At 56.5% G+C, this 18,911-nt stretch carries 15 protein-coding genes; 6 read left to right on the top strand and 9 right to left on the bottom strand.

The genetic code is table 11. From position 1 onward, the window contains the following. Nucleotides 1-12: 12 nt before the first annotated feature. On the bottom strand, nucleotides 13-1,569 hold the full coding sequence (locus C1A08_RS11550; RefSeq protein ID WP_055202992.1) for a hypothetical protein: 1,557 nt from the start codon (nucleotides 1,567-1,569) through the stop codon (nucleotides 13-15). 94 nt (nucleotides 1,570-1,663) lie between these two features. Between C1A08_RS11550 and C1A08_RS11545 the strand changes: the two genes are divergently transcribed. Then, nucleotides 1,664-2,845 (top strand): AIR synthase related protein, encoded by a 1,182-nt coding sequence (locus C1A08_RS11545; protein WP_055202994.1) that lies wholly within the window; start codon nucleotides 1,664-1,666, stop codon nucleotides 2,843-2,845. A 166-nt stretch (nucleotides 2,846-3,011) separates the two neighbouring features. Here C1A08_RS11545 and C1A08_RS11540 read toward each other — a convergent pair whose 3' ends face one another. The 5 genes from C1A08_RS11540 to C1A08_RS11520 all read right to left on the bottom strand — a co-directional run bounded on the left by C1A08_RS11540 (nucleotide 3,012) and on the right by C1A08_RS11520 (nucleotide 6,414). Next, on the bottom strand, nucleotides 3,012-3,236 hold the full coding sequence (locus tag C1A08_RS11540) for a hypothetical protein (RefSeq protein ID WP_172970721.1): 225 nt from the start codon (nucleotides 3,234-3,236) through the stop codon (nucleotides 3,012-3,014). A gap of 177 nt (nucleotides 3,237-3,413) precedes the next feature. Next, a complete protein-coding gene (locus tag C1A08_RS11535) occupies nucleotides 3,414-3,917 on the bottom strand; it encodes a hypothetical protein (protein WP_101573611.1) in 504 nt (167 codons plus the stop codon). Further along, on the bottom strand, nucleotides 3,914-4,408 hold the full coding sequence (locus tag C1A08_RS11530; protein ID WP_101573609.1) for a hypothetical protein: 495 nt from the start codon (nucleotides 4,406-4,408) through the stop codon (nucleotides 3,914-3,916). Before C1A08_RS11530 ends, C1A08_RS11535 begins: the two co-directional genes overlap by 4 nt. Nucleotides 4,409-4,422: 14 nt before the next feature. Beyond that, the gene (ubiE, locus tag C1A08_RS11525) at nucleotides 4,423-5,154 is read right to left on the bottom strand and encodes a bifunctional demethylmenaquinone methyltransferase/2-methoxy-6-polyprenyl-1,4-benzoquinol methylase UbiE (protein ID WP_101573607.1); all 732 of its coding nucleotides are present in this window, start codon (nucleotides 5,152-5,154) and stop codon (nucleotides 4,423-4,425) included. A gap of 9 nt (nucleotides 5,155-5,163) precedes the next feature. Beyond that, nucleotides 5,164-6,414, bottom strand: coding sequence for an ABC transporter permease (locus C1A08_RS11520; RefSeq protein WP_101573605.1), 1,251 nt, complete (start codon nucleotides 6,412-6,414; stop codon nucleotides 5,164-5,166). Nucleotides 6,415-6,547: 133 nt separating this feature from the next. Here C1A08_RS11520 and C1A08_RS11515 point away from each other — a divergent pair, with 133 nt between their 5' ends. Continuing rightward, a complete protein-coding gene (locus C1A08_RS11515; protein ID WP_101573603.1) occupies nucleotides 6,548-7,327 on the top strand; it encodes an SDR family NAD(P)-dependent oxidoreductase in 780 nt (259 codons plus the stop codon). Between the two features lie 91 nt (nucleotides 7,328-7,418). Next, entirely contained in the window at nucleotides 7,419-8,108 is a 690-nt protein-coding gene (locus tag C1A08_RS11510) for a zinc metallopeptidase (RefSeq protein ID WP_101573601.1), read from the top strand. A 91-nt stretch (nucleotides 8,109-8,199) separates the two neighbouring features. Here the strand turns inward: C1A08_RS11510 and C1A08_RS11505 are convergent, their stop codons facing one another. The 3 genes from C1A08_RS11505 to C1A08_RS11495 form a co-directional block, all read right to left on the bottom strand. Then, nucleotides 8,200-8,907 carry a hypothetical protein gene (locus tag C1A08_RS11505; RefSeq protein ID WP_101573599.1) on the bottom strand — a complete coding sequence of 236 codons (708 nt, stop codon included), beginning with the start codon at nucleotides 8,905-8,907 and terminating at the stop codon, nucleotides 8,200-8,202. Between the two features lie 141 nt (nucleotides 8,908-9,048). Continuing rightward, nucleotides 9,049-10,656, bottom strand: coding sequence for a phosphoenolpyruvate carboxykinase (ATP) (pckA, locus tag C1A08_RS11500; RefSeq protein WP_101573597.1), 1,608 nt, complete (start codon nucleotides 10,654-10,656; stop codon nucleotides 9,049-9,051). Nucleotides 10,657-10,815: 159 nt separating this feature from the next. After that, nucleotides 10,816-11,232, bottom strand: a complete 417-nt coding sequence (locus tag C1A08_RS11495) for a VanZ family protein (RefSeq protein WP_172970720.1) — start codon at nucleotides 11,230-11,232, stop codon at nucleotides 10,816-10,818. An 87-nt stretch (nucleotides 11,233-11,319) separates the two neighbouring features. Here C1A08_RS11495 and hemW point away from each other — a divergent pair, with 87 nt between their 5' ends. The 3 genes from hemW to C1A08_RS11480 all read left to right on the top strand — a co-directional run bounded on the left by hemW (nucleotide 11,320) and on the right by C1A08_RS11480 (nucleotide 18,883). Further along, nucleotides 11,320-12,447, top strand: coding sequence for a radical SAM family heme chaperone HemW (hemW, locus tag C1A08_RS11490; RefSeq protein ID WP_101573677.1), 1,128 nt, complete (start codon nucleotides 11,320-11,322; stop codon nucleotides 12,445-12,447). 79 nt (nucleotides 12,448-12,526) lie between these two features. Further along, complete coding sequence (gene glgP, locus C1A08_RS11485) at nucleotides 12,527-16,789, top strand: alpha-glucan family phosphorylase (RefSeq protein ID WP_101573676.1); 4,263 nt, start codon at nucleotides 12,527-12,529, stop codon at nucleotides 16,787-16,789. 159 nt (nucleotides 16,790-16,948) lie between these two features. Continuing rightward, on the top strand, nucleotides 16,949-18,883 hold the full coding sequence (locus C1A08_RS11480; RefSeq protein WP_180951576.1) for an amylo-alpha-1,6-glucosidase: 1,935 nt from the start codon (nucleotides 16,949-16,951) through the stop codon (nucleotides 18,881-18,883). Nucleotides 18,884-18,911: the final 28 nt, after the last annotated feature.

Below are 18,911 nucleotides of genomic sequence, written 5' to 3'. Positions count from 1 at the left end.
TTTTCGTGCCGGCTATTTCCCGCCGTTCTCTTCGAGAAACCGCCTGCGAATGATCTCGGCGACCGAACTCCCCTTTTGTTTGCTCTCGAGCCACGACAAAATGTCGAGGTAATAAAACGTCCGGCGTTCGAACGGGTGGTGCTCGAGCGGTTTGAGCCGTTCGTACAGTTGGCGCAGCTCTTCTTTCAGGTTGGTGGCGTACATCGAGTTGAGCCGTTTGAGGAAGGCCATGATCTCCTGTTGCACCTGGTGCATGTCGTTCATCTTGACCAGGAACAGGCACACCGAGCGCACCTGGTAGTCCAGGTTGTAGTCGATGCCCGCTTCGTAAGAGGCGATCAGGTTCAGGATGCGGGCGTAGCATTGCAGATCGCGGTGGATGCGCGGATCGCGCGTGCTGATGATCCTTCCGAGGTAGTCCATGCACTTGCGGTAGTCGCCGTGTCCGAAATAGAGGCAGGCGATTTTGTAGCAAAGCACCATCCGGTGGTGGATATCCAACTCGGTCCCGTAGTCGCGGATATACCGCTCCACTTCCGGGATCGTCCGGATGCCTTCCGCGAATGTGCCTTCCCAGAAATGCTTGTTGATGCGGTTGACGTAAATGATCTGCTGCCAGATCATCCGGGCGTTGTCGTTGATGGCGGCGATCGAGTCGGCTTCGTCTTCGAAGTCGTCCAATTTCTGGATGAACCGCCGGTAGCTGCGCAGCAGATAGAGTCCGTCAAGCAGCCGGGAGTATCCCCGCAGGTAGAGATCGTACATCAGCTCTTTCATGTGCGGCGCGCTGTCGAACAGCAGTATCCAGCGACAGACGTATTTGTAGCACGTCAGCATATCGTGCCGGATGTAGTTGTACCAGACCTGCGCCTGGTACAGGTATACTTTTTCGGTGAACGAAAGCTGCCGTTCGTCGTCGTATTTCGCCAGCGTCGGGCCGTAGACCTGGACGATCATGTCGAGGTCTTTCTGCGTACGGGCGTATCCCAGTTGCAGGTAGAGCCCGTAGAGCTGCGACCCGCTGTTCGACAGTTCGTTGATGTTTTTGATCCGCGTGCACAATTCGGCGACTTGCCGGCTGACCGTTTCGCTTTTGGCGACCAGTCCGCGGGAGACGCTCAGCGTCCCGAGCCTTTTCTGAAACTCGATGATTTCGATAGCCTGCGTGTACTGTTCGTAGAACAGCGCCTGTTCTTTCGCCTTTTCGAGGATCTTGGTGCTTTGCCGGAACAATCCCTTGTCGTACAGGATGCGGGCGAAGTCGATCTGTTCGCGAAGTTGGATCGGAACCGTGCGTTGCGCGTCGAGCAGCCGGATGCTGACCAGGATCTGTTTGTAGAGGTGCGCCTTCATGTTCGGCAGCTGTTCCTTCTTGATCGGGCAGCGCTGGAGGATTTTCGTTTCGTCGTATTCGTCCAACGCGTCCATGCAGTCGAAAAGCGAAATGAACTTCGCTTCCTGGTTGCCGGACAGGCGGGTGGCGTAGAGTTTGAAGTTGCGCTTCTCCGCCTTGCTCATGCTCCGGATCAGGTCGTATACGGACTCTTGTTTTCCAGTTACGATGTTCATCTTTTTCGGATTTGTAACAAGCAAAATTACGAAAAAATACAGACAAACCGAAATTTAATGGCTATCTTTGTAACGCATTATTCGAACTGAAATTATGTCTGAATCATCATCACGTTACGCGGGACGCGGGGTTTCGTCGTCGAAAGAGGACGTGCACGCTGCGATCAAAAGCATCGACAAGGGGCTTTACCCCAAGGCGTTTTGTAAAATCATTCCGGATTTTCTGTCGGGCGACGACGGGTCGTGTCTCGTCATGCATGCCGACGGAGCCGGCACCAAATCGGCGTTGGCTTACGCTTACTGGCGGGAAACCGGCGACTTGTCGGTGTGGAAAGGCATCGCGCAGGACGCGGTCGTCATGAATACCGACGACCTGCTGTGCGTCGGCGTGACCGACAACATTCTGCTGTCGTCGACCATCGGGCGGAACAAGCACCTGATCCCCGGCGAGGTGATCGCCGCGGTGATCAACGGCACCGAAGAGTTTTTGCAACACTTGCGCGAACTGGGGGTCGGGATCTATTCGACCGGGGGCGAAACGGCCGACGTGGGCGACTTGGTGCGGACGATTATCGTCGACAGCACCGTAACGGCGCGTACCCGGCGCAGCGACGTGATCGACAATGCGAATATCCGCAGCGGCTGTTATATCGTCGGACTCAGTTCGTCGGGACAGGCGACCTACGAGGACGAATACAACGGAGGGATGGGCAGCAACGGATTGACTTCGGCCCGGCACGACGTTTTTGCGAAGATCGTCGGCGAGAAGTATCCGGAAACGTTCGATCCGGAGGTTCCCAAAGATTTGGTTTATACCGGTAAATACCGTTTGACCGATACCGTAAAGGGATGTCCGCTGACGGTCGGCAAACTGGTGCTGTCGCCGACGCGGACATACGCTCCGGTTGTCCGGGCAATGTTGCAGGAGCACCGCGGCGATATTCGCGGCATGATCCATTGCAGCGGCGGCGGACAAACCAAAATTCTGCATTTTATCGACAAGTTGCACGTGGTCAAGGATAATCTGTTCGAAACGCCGTTGCTGTTCCGGATTATCCAGCGGGAATCGCAGACGCCGTGGCGCGAAATGTACAGCGTGTTCAACATGGGACACCGGATGGAGCTTTACGTCGACAGCGAAGCCGTGGCGGACGACCTGATCCGGATTTCGAAAAGCTTCGGGGTCGATGCGCAGGTCGTCGGTCGTGTCGAAGCGGCCGATAAGGCTTCGGTGACGATTACGCATCAGAACGGGACGTTCGATTATTATAAATAGGACGGGATCCGTTTGAAGAAAACGGCAAGCCGGCTTCCCCCGATCGGGGGAAGCCGGCTTGCTTTTCGGTCGGAAACCGCCGGTTTCTTTTTTGGGGCAAAAAAATAAAGGGTCTTCCTGGAAGATCCTTTACTTTTTATCTGTAAGCGTCCGAAAACGCCCGCGATTATTGAGCGGCAGCAGCCGTGTCGGCAGCGGCAGCGGTCGTATCGGCAGCAGCAGCGGCAGCGGCGGCAGCAGCAGCTTCGGCGGCAGCGATCGAATCGGCAGCCTTGGCAGCGGCGATCGAGTCGGCTTTGGCTTTTTCAGCGCCGGCGTTACCGCAAGAAGCGAAAGAAACGCAGGCAGCAACAACTGCGAGCATCATTACAGATTTAGTAAAAGTTTTCATAGTGACAAGAATTAATTGGTTGAATTATTCAGGCGCAAAGGTATAAAAATGATTGGTTATTGGAACAGTTATCCAGTGAAATTTTTGCCGAAAAATGAATTTTCCCGGTAAAAAATTTGGTTTTGTCGGATATTTTTCGTATAACCGAAGCGGCGCCGGGATCGAAAGCCCCGAATATTACTCTTTTGCGGCGGCATTCCCGGCGGAACTGTCGGGGAGAAGCGACTGGCTCTCCTTGAAAGACGACAACGGAATCTCTTCGCGGGCGACGAATGCGCGGTCGAAAGCGTCTTTGATCTTTCCCCACAGGATGGTCGCTTCTTCCGCAGTCAGGCAGTTGCCGACGGTGACCTTGAAATAAGGAGTGTCGTAAGTCATGTCGGCCGGTATGCCCGGATATAACTCCCGAAAGCGGCTGAGCGCATTCTGCCCCGCCGAACGCGCGTTCTGGCTGTTGTCCGAAAAGATGCGTACCCGATATCCGCGTATTTTGACGCCGGACTGGTTCGTCTGCATCGAACTGACGGCCGAAGCGGCCGTGCCGTGCTCGGTAATCTGTATGCGGCTGCCGTAGGAACCGTCCGGTGCGGCCAGTTGGTTTTTAAACCCGCCCAGTCCCTGGGCTGCGACCGTGGCTGCGGCAGCGGCGAGCGGCAGCAGAATCGTCATGAACTTTTTCATAGATCGATATTTTGCAGGATGTCGGAAAGCTTGATCCCGAACTGCCTGAGAAAGCGTTCGGTCTCCATATCCTCGATTACGTATTTTTTGCGCATCAGGCCGGCCCGGGCTACGACGACGCCGGAGACGGTCGTTCCTTGGACGCCCCGCGACAGCGTGCTCATTACGCCGATCGCGCCGAGCATACCGCCTTCGAAACGCACGTTGACCGGAACGCGCACCGTACCGTCGAATTTGCGAGGCAGTTTTACCTTTTCGTCCACCCGGGCCTGAACCAGCGTTCGGTCGCCCTTTTCCAGCGTCAGTTCGGCGCGCGCGACCGTGAGGTTCGTTCCCGATCCGTTCGACGCGCGTACGAACAGGTCGATGGCCGTCTGGGAAGTGCCTACGGACTGGACTTGTACGGATTCGATTCCGTCGTAGGAGAGATCTTCGACCCGTACGCACGAAACGATCGGCAGTATCAGCAGCAGGATAATCAGTTTTTTCATGGGCTTGATTGTTTTTACGTCGATGAAACGGGCTTTTCGGCGCTGTAAATCTGCGCTACGCCGCCGAACAGGTTTTTGAAACGCGCGTTGCGGAAGCCCGCGTCGCGGAGAATTTCGGTGAAGCGTTTCCCGTAGGGAAATTCGCCGACCGATTCGGGCAAGTAGGCGTAGGCCGCGCCGTCTTTCGAGATCATTCCGCCGATCCGGGGCAGCACCCGGAGAAAGTAGAATCCGTAACAGGCTCTGAAGATCCGGTTCTGCGGCATACCGAATTCCAGCACGTAAAGCCTTCCGCCGGGCTTCAGGGCCCGGTACAGGCCGGTCATTCCGCCCGGCAAGTCTTCGAAGTTGCGGACGCCGAACGCTACGGTGGCGGCGTCGAACCTTCCTTCGCCGTATCGGGGCGTCTCGGCGTCTCCCTGCGACAGCCGGATGCGGCCGGAGAGTCCTTTCCGTTCCACCTTTTCGCGGCCGATGGCCAGCATCCGTTCGGAGAGGTCGATGCCGGTGATCTGCGCTGCGGGACACGCTTCGGCCAGCATGATGGCCAGGTCGCCCGTGCCGGTCGCCATATCCAGGATTTCGGCGGGCCGGTGCAGGCGCACCATTCGCACCACCCGGCGGCGCCATCCCCGGTCGATGCCGAGCGACAACAAGTGGTTCAGCAGGTCGTACCGGCGGGCGATCCCGTCGAACATCGTTCGCACCTGTTCTTTTTTGCTTTCCGTCTGGTTATAGGGTTTCATCGTTCGGCACTATTCGAAGCGGATCGTTTTCTCCGGCAAAATTAGTGAAATTATCATCGTCGGCAAAGCCAGCAGCGCTACAATGAACAGGAAGGTCGCGGCATTCAGCAGCGCCAGCCACCCCCAGTCGATGAAAATCGGTACGGTGGTCAGGAAATATCCCTCCTGGCTCAGCGAAATCCATCCGGTGCAGTGCTGTAAGAGACACAGGCCGATGCCGACCACGTTGCCCCAAAACATTCCTTTTATAATGACGAACGACGAGCGGATCACGAACATCTTCTGCAGGGCGCGGTTCCCCATGCCGAGCGCTTTCAGCGTGCCGATCATCGACGTGCGTTCGAGCAGGATGATCAGCAGGGCGGCGATCATGTTGAACAGCGCCACGAGCAGCATCACCGTAATGATGACTCCGGCGTTGACGTTGTGCGCGTCGAGCCAGTCGAAGATCATCGGGAAACGCTCCCGGATGTTGATGACGCGCAACGAGTCGTGTTCGTCTCCCGTCAGGTTGTCGAAAACGACTTGGTAGACGTCGTCCGTAAAAGGCTCCAGCCGTCCGAAATCGGACGTGGCGATTTCGAACCCGGTGATCTGCGTCGAATCCCATCCGTTGAGTCGCTGGACGTTGCGTAGGTCGGTCAGCACCATCATGTGGTCTATTTCGCTGAACTGCGTGTCGTAAATGCCCGCGACCCGGAAGAGGTCGCGCCGCGGCGGATCCTGGATGAACAGCATTTCCAGCGGATCCCCGACCGAAACTTCGAGCAGGTCCGCCAGCGAACGGGAGACCGCGATATCCTTGGTGCGGACGCCGCTTTGCACGTCGGGCAGTTCGCCCTCCACGAGGTTTTGTCGGAAAAACGACCAGTCGTACGTGCTGTCCACTCCCTTCAGTACGACGCCCTGCATCGCGCGTTCTCCGCGCGGAATGCCGATCGTGACGGCATAGGGATACATTCCCGAAAAATTCCGCACGCTGCGGATTTGCGACAGGAACGGCTGGTTTTTCGAAATGGGAACCGTTTCGTACGAAACGTTCCCGTCGAGGTTGACGATCTGAACATGGGAGCCGAATCCGCTCAGTTTCGCGGCGATCTCTCGCTTGAATCCGAAAATCACGCTGAGCGATATGATCATTACGGCGATGCCGATCGCGACGCTCAGCGTGGCGATGCGCACCATCACGTTGTTTTTGCGCCCGCCGGTTTGCGTCGCGATTCGCCGCGCCAGGAAATATTCGAGGTTCAGTCTGCCCATATCCGCCGTAAAATAGTTTAAAAGCTACAAAGTAACGTAAAATTTCGTATTTTTGCATATAATCGGGAGGTTGGTTTTTGCGCCTGCGCGCAGAACGGGCGAAAAAACGCTACCGTATTAATAAAATGCCGTTATGGAAAAGACAGCTTTGGTTACCGGCGCTTCCTCGGGAATAGGGACTGCCACCGCCCGCGCACTGGCGCGGCTGGGGTACGACCTCGTAATCACCGGGAGGCGCACCGACCGTTTGCAGAAACTCAACGACGAACTGGAAAGAGAGTACGGCGTGAAAGTGCATGTGCTGGGATTCGACATCCGGGACCGTTTTCAGACCGAAGGCGCGCTGAGCGCGTTGCCCGACCGTTTCCGGGAAGTGGACCTGCTGGTCAACAATGCGGGACTGGCGTCCGGTTTCGAGCACCTCGACGAGGGCGACCCGCACGACTGGGAACGGATGATCGACACGAACGTCAAAGGGTTGCTGTACGTGACCCGCGTCGTGTCGGGGTGGATGATCCGGCGCGGCAAGGGAGGGCATATCGTCAACCTCGGTTCGATCGCCGGAACGCAGGCTTATGAGAACGGAGCCGTTTACAGTGCTTCGAAGCATGCCGTGCACGCGCTTTCACAGGGGATGCGGATGGATTTCCTGAGTCACGGGATCAAAGTGACCGAGATCCGTCCCGGTATGGTCGATACCGAATTTTCGACGGTGCGTTTCCACGGGGATAAGAAACGGGCCGCGGAGGTGTACCGCGGCGTCGAACCGCTGACCGGCGACGACATTGCCGGGATCGTCGCATGGGTCGTTTCGCTGCCGCCGCACGTCAATATCAACGACATCGAGGTAATGCCGTCGCAGCAGGCCAATGCCTATATGACTTTCCGGAAACAGGAATCCGAAACAACGTAATAAAGCGCGAGCAAAAACGTTTTATTCTTAAAAACAGATCATAAGTTGAAACCGCACGTCTTGCAGCGTGCACAAAGAAAAAAGTTGAAAAATGTATTTAGGACCAATCAATGCGGAATGGGTGTTGCTGATCGTTATTGCGATCGTCGGTTTTATCGTGCAGGCGAAGCTCCAATCGGTTTTTAAAAAGTATTCCAAAGTGATGTTTCCCGGCGGTCTGACCGGTAAGGACGTGGCCGAACGGATGCTGCACGACAACGGGATTTACGACGTGAAGGTGGTTTCGACGCCGGGGCACCTGACCGATCACTACAATCCGGCCACGAAGACCGTCAATCTCAGCGAGTCGGTTTATAGCAGCAACAGTGTGGCCGCGGCGGCGGTAGCCGCCCACGAGTGCGGCCATGCCGTGCAGCACGCCCGCGAGTACGCTCCGCTGAAAATGCGTTCGGCGCTGGTGCCGGTGGTTAGTTTTTCGTCGCAGTGGGCGATGTGGGTGATTATTGCCGGAATGTTGCTGCTGAATACCTATCCGGCGCTGTTTTGGATCGGGATCGGTATGATCGCCGTATCGGCCGTTTTCAGTCTCATCACCCTGCCGGTCGAGTACAATGCTTCGGCTCGCGCGATGGAATGGCTGACCGGCAGCTACACGTTGAAGGGCGAACAGGCCGCGCAGGCGAAAGAGGCGTTGGCATGGGCGGCGCGCACCTATTTGGTCGCGGCTCTGTCGGCGGTCGTGACGCTGATCTACTATATCGGGATCGCCCGAAGGCAGTAAGATTTTCGATCGCATGAATCGATAAGGGACGGTTTTTCGAAAAACCGTCCCTTAAATTTTTGTCCCGATGGCGGGATGCGCCGCGCGATCGTCAGTATCCTGCCTCCGTGATCCGGTTCAGCGCATCTTCCAGGTCGGCGCAACTCTTTTCGATCGACCGGGCCAGGTCGCCGAACGGATTTTTGACCGTGTAGTTGTGGCAAGGCGGATACTCCATCACGAACCTTACGGCCGCCACGGTTCCTTCTCCCGACGGGAGCGTATCCCGGAGCGCTTCGGGAAAGCGGCGGGAATCCATGTACAGGCCCGTGCGTATCGTTTCCATATCCGATACGCATCCCGCAATGGCGTCGTTGATCGAATTCTCGGCCAGCCGGATATCGTCGATGACCGACAGCAGTTCGGGCTCCATGTACTGCATCGTCCCCGATTGTTTCAGGATGTCTTCCGAGGCCGACGTGGAGGTGAATACGTTTTTTTCGAGCAACAGCGTCAGGAATTTTCCGAGCATTTCGGGCGGCAACGTGTCGTAGCGGTCGCCGGCCCGTACGATGCGGTCGGTGGAAGCGCAGATGCGGCGGCAGTTGTCGGCGGTTTCCCGGTAATACTCGAACGATTCGCGTGCATCCGCTTTCAGCACCGCGATGACTTCCCGGATGTCCTGACGGTGGTTGTACTCCTGGATGGCCCTGTCCGTCCCGAAAGTCAGGACGATACTGGCCACTACGGCGATAAAGTTCGGGAAAAACGCTCTCCACGTTTCGGTTTCAAACAGATTCATCGGTTGGGTTCGTTTCATGTTCCGGCGGTTTCGGGGCCGGACGCAGGTTTGTCTAACGACTAAGGGTAATGATTTTGGCGCGGAGATCGGATGCGGGCCGAAGAAAAAAATCCCGGCGTTTTTGCGCCGGGATTTTTTCGGTTATAAAGGATTCTCGTCTTAAAGTTTCGGGCCGGCGGCAACCAGTTTCTTGCCGGCTTCGTTGCCTTCGAATTTCTTGAAGTTCTTGATGAAACGTTCGGCCAGGTCTTTGGCTTTGGCATCCCACTGCGCGGCTTCCGCATAGGTGTCGCGCGGATCGAGGATCTTCGGGTCTACGCCCGGCAGCGCGGTCGGAATTTCGAAGTCGAAGTACGGCATCTTTTTGGTCGGAGCCTTGTCTATCGAACCGTCGAGGATCGCGTCGATGATTCCGCGGGTGTCCTTGATCGAAATACGCTTGCCGGTTCCGTTCCATCCGGTGTTAACCAGATAGGCCTTTGCGCCGGAAGCCTGCATTTTTTTCACCAGTTCCTCCCCGTATTTGGTCGGATGCAGCGACAGGAAGGCTGCGCCGAAGCAGGCCGAGAAGGTCGGAGTCGGTTCGGTGATGCCGCGTTCGGTTCCGGCCAGTTTGGCGGTGAAGCCGGACAGGAAGTAGTATTTGGTCTGTTCCGGGGTCAGGATCGAAACCGGAGGCAGCACGCCGAAAGCGTCGGCCGACAGGAAGATCACCTTTTCGGCAGCCGGGCCTTTCGAAACCGGTTTAACGATGTTCTCGATGTGGTAGATCGGATACGAAACGCGGGTGTTTTCGGTTACCGATTTGTCGGCGAAATCGATCGAACCGTCCGCACGCACCGTTACGTTTTCGAGCAGCGCGTCGCGCTTGATGGCGTTCCAGATGTCCGGTTCGCTATCCTTGTCGAGGTTGATCACTTTCGCGTAGCAGCCGCCCTCGAAGTTGAAGACGCCGTCGTTGTCCCAGCCGTGCTCGTCGTCGCCGATCAGCAGACGTTTCGGGTCGGTCGAAAGGGTGGTTTTGCCGGTGCCGGACAGCCCGAAGAAGATTGCGGTGTTGCCGCCCTTCAGGTCGGTGTTGGCCGAGCAGTGCATCGAAGCCATGCCTTTGAGCGGCAGCAGGTAGTTCATGTAAGAGAACATGCCTTTTTTCATTTCGCCGCCGTACCAGGTGTTGATGATGACCTGCATCTTTTCGGTCAGGTTGAATACGACCGCCGTTTCGGAGTTCAGCCCCAGTTCCTTGTAGTTTTCCACTTTGGCTTTCGACGCGTTCAGTACGACGAAGTCGGGTTCGCCGTAGTCGGCCAACTCTTCGGCGGTCGGGCGAATGAACATATTGGTCACGAAATGAGCTTGCCAGGCCACTTCCATGATGAAGCGGATCTTCAGGCGGCTGTTTTCGTTGGCTCCGCAGAACGTGTCGACGACGAACAGGCGTTTTTTCGAAAGCTCGTCGGTGGCGATGTCTTTCAGCACTTTCCAGCTCTTTTCGCTGATCGGCTTGTTGTCGTTCTTGTATTCGTCGGAAGTCCACCAGATCGTGTTCTCGGTTACGGCGTCTTTCACGAAAAATTTATCTTTCGGAGAGCGGCCGGTGTAAACGCCGGTCATCACGTTTACGGCTCCCATATCGGTTACTTGTCCTTTTTCGAAACCTTGCAGACCCGGTTTGGTCTCCTCTGCGAACAGTTGATCGTAAGAGGGATTGTGTACGATCTCGGTAACGCCCGTGATCCCGTACTTGCTCAAATCAATCTTTGACATAATTTTAATTTATTTAGTTAATGCTCCTCTTTCGGAAGTATCGTTCAGTCCGGTTTTATCCGGTAATCAGCGGCAAAGATACGTATTGTTACCAAAATAACAATTAAAATATTAAAAAAAATTATTATCGGTTCGCTCCGATAAATTTCTGTTAAGCAGTTAATTGTCGTTGTTCGGGGGCGTTTCGTTCCCGGAATCTTTTTTAAAAATCAGTCGTTCGGCCAGCCGGGCGAGCGGAATCCCCGCCAGCGCTCCGGCCGAATTGGCCGCGAAGTCCAGCCAGTCGGCGCTCCGGTCGAAGTACTCCCCTTGCAGCAGTTCGATGGTTCCGGAAAAAATAATGGCGCACAAGGCGACCCAGATCCGGTTTCCGCGCGACGGTTGCAGCCACAGCAGCAACAGAAGCACCTGTCCGAGATAGAAACAGAAGTGGACGATCTTGTCGAAATGGGGGATCCGGGCCAACCATCCCATCGGGGGCAAATCGTCGCCCGGACTTAGCGACCCGTAGAGAATTACCGCCGTCCAGACGAAAAAAAGGACCCCGGCGACCTTTATATGTCTCTTTTTTTCCATATTTTTGTAATCATCGGAATCCGTGCGGAAACCGCCCGCAAAGGTATGCATAATAACCGTACGGATTGTTTTAATACCCCAGATTTTATGGCCGGCATTTACATTCATATCCCGTTTTGCAAAAGTAAATGCCATTACTGCGATTTTTATTCCTGCACGTTGCTTGCCAAAAAAGAGGCCGTGCTCGCTGCCGTTGCGGACGAGTTGGCCTGTCGTGCCGGTTTTCTGCAGGGCGAACCGGTGCGGACGGTTTACGTCGGCGGCGGCACGCCGTCGCTCTGCACGCCGTCGGAACTGGGGGCGTTGATCGGCCGTATTCGGGACGTTTACGACGTATCCGGGCTGCAGGAGGTAACCGTCGAAGCCAATCCGGACGACCTGACGGCGGATTGGCTGACCGCGCTGCGAGTCGAGGGCGTGAATCGGCTCAGCATCGGAATTCAGTCGTTCATCGACCGCGATTTGCGGTGGATGCACCGGCGCCACGATGCGGCATCGGCCGTGCGGGCCGTCGGGGAGGCGCAGCGGGCCGGCTTCGAAAACCTGACGGTGGACCTGATTTACGGCATCCCGCAGATGAGCCTCGCGGAGTGGGAACAAAACGTCGGACAGGCGATCCGGCTCGGCGTACAGCATATTTCGGCCTATCATCTTTCGGTCGAGCCGGGAACCGTTTTCGGCAAACGCCTGCGCCGCGGCGCGTTGCGCGAAATCGATCCGGAACGGAGCGTAGCGCAGTACCGCTTGTTGCACGAGATGCTGACCGGAGCCGGGTTCGAACATTACGAGATTTCGAATTTCGCCCGGACGGGATTCCGATCGCAGCACAACGGCAATTACTGGAACGGCACCCGTTACCTCGGCGTCGGGCCGTCGGCGCACTCGTTCGACGGGGCGCTCCGGCAGTGGAATGCGGCGGACGTGCGGCTCTACTTGGAGCGCGAACCGCGGCAGGAGCATTTCGAAAGCGAAACGCTGTCGGAACATGCCGCCTACAACGAGTTCGTGATGACGTCGCTGAGGACGGCGTCGGGGCTCGACGCCGACGTGCTGGAACGTCGATTCGGGGCACGGAAATTGCAATATTTCACGCGGCTGGCCGTTAAATTTCTGGCCGAAGGGACGCTGGTACGCACGGGCTCCGCGTATCGCATTCCGTTTGAACACTATCTGATTTCGGATACGGTGATATCCGATCTTTTTTATGTGGAATGACGCCGGGATTCCGGAAACAAAACGTATCTTTGTTAGGAACGTTAAATTGAAAATCAAGTATATCTAAAAATAGATGAAAATGTCAAACAACGAAGAAGTTAAGAAGATGCCCGACTATCTGTTCGAGGTGAGTTGGGAGGTGTGCAACAAGGTCGGCGGCATCCATACCGTGATCGCAACCAAAGCGTTGACAATTTCGAAACAGCTGGGAGACCATTACATCCTGATCGGACCCGACGTGCACCGCGAGGATGTCAACCTCGAATTCGAGGAGGACCCGGCGCTGCTCAAGGAGTGGAAACAAGTGCTGTTCGCCAATCATAACATACGGGTCAAGACCGGCCGGTGGAAAGTCAAAGGGAAGCCGTTGACGATCCTGGTCGATTTCAGCCAGTTTTTCTCGAGCAAGGACGATGTGTTGAAATTCCTGTGGGAGAGTTACCGGGTCGATTCGATCAGCGGGCAGTGGGATTATATCGAGCCCGTGCTGTTCGGGGCGGCCGCCGGCAAAGTGATCGAGAGCTACGTGAATTATTTCTGTTCGGCGACCGACCGGGTGGTGGCTCATTTCCACGAATGGATGACGGCCAGCGGCGGATTGTACCTACAGAAACATTCGCCTTACGTCGCCACGGTATTTACCACCCATGCGACGGTCATGGGGCGTTGTATCGCCGGCAACGGACTGCCGCTGTACGGCGATATGACGCGGTTGAACGCCGACGAACTGGCGCGGCGGTTCAACGTGGTTGCCAAACATTCGCTGGAAAAGACGTCGGCCGCCAATTTCGACTGTTTCGCGACGGTCAGCGACCTGACGGCGCGCGAGTGCCGCTATCTGCTCGGCAAAGAGGTCGACGTCGTTACGCCGAACGGCTTCGAGGACGACATTGTCTGGGAAGAGGCCGAGTTGCTCGAGAAACGCGCTTCGGCGCGCAAGGCGATGATCGAAGTCGCCGAAGCCTGTCTCGGCGTCAAATACGACCGCGAACCGCTGATCGTCGGAACCAGCGGGCGTTACGAGTTCAAGAACAAGGGACTGGACGTGTTCGTCGATTCGCTGTTGAAGCTCTCCGAAGACGATTCGTTGCAACGTCCGGTGCTGGCCTACGTAACCGTGCCGGCCGGAAACAACGGGCCGCGCAAAGACTTGCAGGCGCACCTGAACGATCCGAACAACCCGATCGATCCGAACGTGCTGCGCAATACGACGCATTATCTTTCGGCTCCGGAGTGGGACCCGATCATCGGCCGGATCAAAAATTCCCGCCTGATGGACCCGGCGTGTCCGGTACAGTTGGTGTTCGTGCCTTCGTATCTGAACGGAGACGACGGGATTTTCAACAAACACTACTACGAATTGCTGTGCGGCATGGACGTGACGGTATTCCCGTCCTATTACGAGCCGTGGGGGTATACTCCGCTGGAAAGCATCGCTTTCTCGGTGCCGACGATCACTACGTCGCTGACCGGGTTCGGCCTGTGGGTCGACGGCAAACTGAAAGAACACAAGGGCGTCGACGTGATCGCGCGCAACGATACGAACGATTCGGAAGTAGTTGCGGCCATCTCGGACGCGCTGAAAAATTATTGCGCGATGGATCGGCAGCAATACGATTCGTACCGGGTGTCGGCCCTTGAGATATCGAAGATCGCGCTGTGGAAAAACCTGATCGAATTTTATTACGAGGCGTACCGGAAGGCCAACGACCGGGCGACGACGCGGAACAACCGCGCCGCATACGACGGGGGCGGCGCGCATACCGAGCAGATCAACTTCGTCAAACAACAGTTGGTTAGCAATACCCCGTCGTGGACGCGCCTGATGGTCGAACGCAAGCTGCCCGAACGACTGCGTCCGTTGGAAGAACTTTCGAAAAACCTGTGGTGGTCGTGGACGATGAGCGCTTACGAGCTGTTCGAATACATCGACAACGCGCTGTGGGTCAAATGCGAAAAGAATCCGATCGACTTTCTCGACAAGCTGACCTATTCGCGGATTCTGGCGCTTGAAAAAGACGAAATATTCCTCGGCAAGATGGATGCGGTGTACGCGCAGTTCGAGGATTATATGCGGCAGAAAGCCGATGCCGAAGGGCCGAAGATCGCCTATTTCAGCATGGAGTACGGACTGCACAGTTCGCTGAAAATCTATTCGGGCGGACTCGGGATTCTGGCCGGAGATTACCTGAAAGAAGCCAGCGACAAGAACGTGCCGATGGTGGCGGTCGGATTGCTGTACCGTTACGGTTATTTCACGCAGCGGTTGTCGGCTTCCGGCGCTCAGGAAGCCAGCTACGAGGCCCAGAATTTCCTGAAGCTGCCGATCACGCCGGTGCGCGACGAGGAGGGGAACTGGATGGATATCCGGATCGCTTTCCCGGGACGGGACATTACGGCGCGCATCTGGCGCTGCGACGTGGGGCGCACCGAGCTGTATCTGCTCGATACCGATCACGACCTGAACCAGGAGGAGGACCGTTCGATTACGTTCCACCTGTACGGCGGCGACTGGGAAAACCGGCTCAAGCAGGAGATGCTGCTCGGCATCGGCGGTATCCGGGCGTTGCGGGCGCTGGGCATTCGGCAGGATGTGTACCATTGCAACGAAGGCCATGCGGCTTTCACCGGGATCGAACGGATCCGCAACCTGATCCACAATAAAAAGCTGTCGTTCAGCGAAGCCCTGGAGGTGGTGCGTTCGTCGTCGTTGTTCACGACGCATACGCCGGTTCCGGCCGGACACGACGCTTTCCCCGAATCGATGATCCGGCAGTACATGTCCCACTACCCCGACCGGCTGGAGATCACGTGGGAGCAATTCATCAACCTCGGCAAGACGAATCCGAACGATCCGAACGAAAAGTTCTCGATGAGTTTTTTGGCCTGCAACCTTTCGCAGGAGGTCAACGGGGTGAGCTGGCTGCACGGCGAGGTCAGCAAGGAGATCCTCGGCGGCATGTGGCCGGGGTACTTCAAGGACGAGCTGCATATCGGCTACGTGACCAACGGAGTGCATTTCCCGACCTGGTGCGCCGCGAACCTGCGCCGGCTGTACGCCCGGTTTTTCGGGGACGGGTTCCTCGAAAAGGATTACAAGATCTCGGCATGGCAGAAAGTGCATAATATCAGTAACCGGGAGTTGTGGGACGCCCGTCTCGTGCTGAAAAACAAGCTGATCGACCATATCAAAAAACGCGTCAGCGATCCGAAGCAGTTCCGGTTCGACTCGCCGCGGCAGATGATCCGGATTCAGGAGGCGCTGAAGCCCGACGTACTGACGATCGGTTTCGCACGCCGCTTCGCCACGTACAAACGCGCGCACCTGCTCTTTACGAACCTCGATCGGCTGAACAACATCGTCAACAATCCGACGTGTCCCGTGCAGTTCATTTTCGCCGGCAAGGCGCATCCGAACGACAAACCCGGCCAGGACCTGATCAAACGGATCGTCGAAGTGGCCGCGATGCCGCAGTTTACCGGGAAGATCATCTTCCTGCAGAATTACGATATGGAGTTGGCCCGCCGGATGGTGCAGGGTGTCGACGTATGGCTCAATACGCCGACCCGTCCGCTGGAAGCGTCCGGCACCAGCGGCGAAAAGGCCGTCATGAACGGCGTGATGCAGTTCAGCGTGTTGGACGGCTGGTGGGTCGAGGGATATCGCAAAGGCGGCGGATGGATGCTGCCGATGGAACGGACGTTCGACGACCAGGGTTTCCAGGACGAAATGGACGCCGAATTGATCTACAATACGATCGAGGAGGAGATCGTGCCGAAATACTACCGCCGCGACGAGGAGAACATTCCGAACGACTGGATCGAATCGGTCAAGATCTGCGTGGCGGATATTGCGGCCAACTTTACGACCAATCGGATGCTGACCGATTACGAGGAGCGTTTTTACCATAAGCTGTACGACCGGAACCAGCAGATGGTAGCCCACGACTATACGCAGGCGCGCGAGATCGCGGCCTGGAAACGGCGGGTCAGCAGCCGGTGGGACAAGGTGCATGTGATCAGCGTAAAGCGGCTCGACATGGGCAAAGAGGCCATCTTGATCGGGCATAGTTACGACATCGAGGTAATCGTGGACATCGACGGGCTCGCTCCGGAGGACATCGGCGTGGAAATGATTCTTTCCGACCAGATCATCGACGGCAACGTGCGGGTGGTCGCCAAACGCGAACTGAATTTCGTGCGCGAGGAGGGTACTCAGGCCTATTATTCGATCCAGTCCACCCCCGAGGCGACCGGTTCGTTCGATATGGCGATCCGCGTGTTCCCGAAGAACGCGAAACTGCCGCACCGGATGGATTTCGCTCTGGTGAAATGGGGTTGATAATCAGCCTGATGTCCGAACGACGCGTTCGATGAGGAGCGTGTCGGCGAAGAGCGCTCCCTCGCTGTCGGAAAGGCTTTTCGGCGCCGCAAATTTTTATTGGATTTCGCGCAATTTTTTCTTAAATTTACGCGTAGATATAGAAAATAAATGGAGGATATGGCAGTTTTGCATTTCGACAAAAACGAGTTGGGGAATCTGGAGTATTCGCTTCAGCGCGAGATGCTCAGTACCAACCGCGCGGGAGGGTATATGAGTACGACGATCGTATGCTGCAATACGCGGAAATACCACGGGCTGATGGTGTGCCCGAAAGACGATGACGACGAGAATAATTACGTGCTGCTGTCGTCGGTGGATGAAACGGTCGTTCAGCACGATCAGACGTTCAACCTGGCGATCCACCGTTTTCCCGGCGTGTACGAACCCCGGGGGCATAAGTATATTACCGATTTTACCTATACGCCGACGCCGGCGATTACGTACCGCGTGGGCGGGGTCGTGCTGAAAAAAGAGTTGCTGTGGATTCATTCGCGGACGCAGTTGCTGATCCGTTATACGTTGCTGGACGCCCGCTCGGATACGCAGTTGAGGCTGCGGCCCTTCCTGGCGTTCCGCGACCGGCACGGGCTGAGTAAGGCCAACCTGTTCGCGGACGGTCGCAGCTACCCGATTCCCGGCGGCGTGCGGAGCCGGCTCTACGAGGGATTTCCGTGGTTGCATATGCAGACGAACGTTCCATGCGAATTCGTCGCTGCGCCGGATTGGTATTATAACTTCGAATATGCCGAGGAGATCGATCGCGGTTATCCGGGGCACGAGGACCTGTTGACGACCGGTTATTTCGAAACGGATATCGTCAAGGGGCAGAGCGTTATTTTCTCGTGTTCGACCGAGGAGGTCGATCCGGCGACGCTCGAAAAGGATTTCATGGAAGAGTTGGCGCGTCGGTCGAACAAGATCGATTTCTTGTCGTGTCTGCGGCATTCGGCCAGGCAATTCATCGTGCGTCACGGCGATAAGACCGAAGTGGTGGCCGGATATCCGTGGTTCGGCCGGTGGGGACGCGATACGTTCATCGCGCTGCCGGGCATCACGCTGACCCAGGGCGGCGTCGAGTCGTGTTGCGAGGTGATCGATACGATGGTGCGCGAGATGAAAGACGGCATGTTTCCGAATATGGGCAGCGCCTACAATTCGGTGGACGCTCCGTTGTGGTTTTTCTGGACGTTGCAATGCCTCGAAAAGCATATCGGCGGCGGACGTAAGCTGTGGAAGGCCTACGGCAAGCCGATGAAAGAGATCCTGGAGTCGTATATGCGCGGAGGCGAGTGGGTGCAGGTGCGCGAGAACGGACTGGTATGGGCCGCGCATCCGAATTATGCGATGACCTGGATGGACGCCGTCGTGGACGGCCGCCCGGTGACGGGACGCGAGGGCTATCAAGTAGAGATCAACGCATTGTGGTACAATGCGATTTGTTATACGCTTGAACTGGCGCGGAAAAATAAGGATACCGATTTCGTGAGCCGTTGGGAGCGGATGCCCGAACGGATCAAGGAGTCGTTCGTCGGGCTTTTCTGGTATCCGGAAGAGTCGTTCCTGGCGGATTATGTGGACGAACAGGGGCAGAACCGATTTATCCGGCCGAACCAGATCATCGCCTGCTCGCTGCCGTACGGTATGCTCAGCGACGCGATGAAGCTCGACGTGATCGACAAAGTGCATCGTCACCTGTTGACGCCCAAGGGGCTGCGGACGCTTTCGCCGCGCAATCCCCTTTACAAAGGGCACTACGGCGGAGATCAGCCGACCCGCGACCGCGCATACCATCAGGGAACCGTATGGCCCTGGTTGCTGGAACACTATGTGAAGGCCGGCTTCGATATGCACGGGAAGAAGTTCCTGAACGAAGCGGAGGATATTCTGAAAAATTTCGAAGAAGATATCAGTGTCAGCGGAATCGCTTCGATCAATGAGATTTACGACGGAGATCCTCCGCACTGTCCGAGGGGTTCCGTTTCGCAGGCGTGGAGCGTAGGCGCCGTTTTGCGGATCGACCAGATGATACAGGAGTGTAAATCTAAAAAATAAAGCCGGGAAAAGGGGGTGCGGAAACCGG

This window comes from Alistipes sp. cv1 (assembly GCF_900240235.1).
In the GTDB taxonomy this organism is placed as follows: Bacteria; Bacteroidota; Bacteroidia; order Bacteroidales; family Rikenellaceae; genus Alistipes_A; species Alistipes_A hominis.
This window is presented reverse-complemented; position numbering and strand designations above follow the sequence as displayed.

Excerpts from the sequence above, each read along its gene's own strand:
- C1A08_RS11545 (WP_055202994.1), top strand. The coding sequence starts at position 1,664 with ATGTCTGAATCATCATCACGTTACGCGGGACGCGGGGTTTCGTCGTCG.
- ubiE (WP_101573607.1), bottom strand. The coding sequence starts at position 5,154 with ATGAAACCCTATAACCAGACGGAAAGCAAAAAAGAACAGGTGCGAACG.
- C1A08_RS11530 (WP_101573609.1), bottom strand. The coding sequence starts at position 4,408 with ATGAAAAAACTGATTATCCTGCTGCTGATACTGCCGATCGTTTCGTGC.
- C1A08_RS11510 (WP_101573601.1), top strand. The coding sequence starts at position 7,419 with ATGTATTTAGGACCAATCAATGCGGAATGGGTGTTGCTGATCGTTATT.
- C1A08_RS11495 (WP_172970720.1), bottom strand. The coding sequence starts at position 11,232 with ATGGAAAAAAAGAGACATATAAAGGTCGCCGGGGTCCTTTTTTTCGTC.
- glgP (WP_101573676.1), top strand. The coding sequence starts at position 12,527 with ATGTCAAACAACGAAGAAGTTAAGAAGATGCCCGACTATCTGTTCGAG.
- C1A08_RS11505 (WP_101573599.1), bottom strand. The coding sequence starts at position 8,907 with ATGAAACGAACCCAACCGATGAATCTGTTTGAAACCGAAACGTGGAGA.
- C1A08_RS11540 (WP_172970721.1), bottom strand. The coding sequence starts at position 3,236 with ATGAAAACTTTTACTAAATCTGTAATGATGCTCGCAGTTGTTGCTGCC.
- C1A08_RS11515 (WP_101573603.1), top strand. The coding sequence starts at position 6,548 with ATGGAAAAGACAGCTTTGGTTACCGGCGCTTCCTCGGGAATAGGGACT.
- pckA (WP_101573597.1), bottom strand. The coding sequence starts at position 10,656 with ATGTCAAAGATTGATTTGAGCAAGTACGGGATCACGGGCGTTACCGAG.
- hemW (WP_101573677.1), top strand. The coding sequence starts at position 11,320 with ATGGCCGGCATTTACATTCATATCCCGTTTTGCAAAAGTAAATGCCAT.
- C1A08_RS11535 (WP_101573611.1), bottom strand. The coding sequence starts at position 3,917 with ATGAAAAAGTTCATGACGATTCTGCTGCCGCTCGCCGCTGCCGCAGCC.
- C1A08_RS11480 (WP_180951576.1), top strand. The coding sequence starts at position 16,949 with ATGGCAGTTTTGCATTTCGACAAAAACGAGTTGGGGAATCTGGAGTAT.
- C1A08_RS11550 (WP_055202992.1), bottom strand. The coding sequence starts at position 1,569 with ATGAACATCGTAACTGGAAAACAAGAGTCCGTATACGACCTGATCCGG.
- C1A08_RS11520 (WP_101573605.1), bottom strand. The coding sequence starts at position 6,414 with ATGGGCAGACTGAACCTCGAATATTTCCTGGCGCGGCGAATCGCGACG.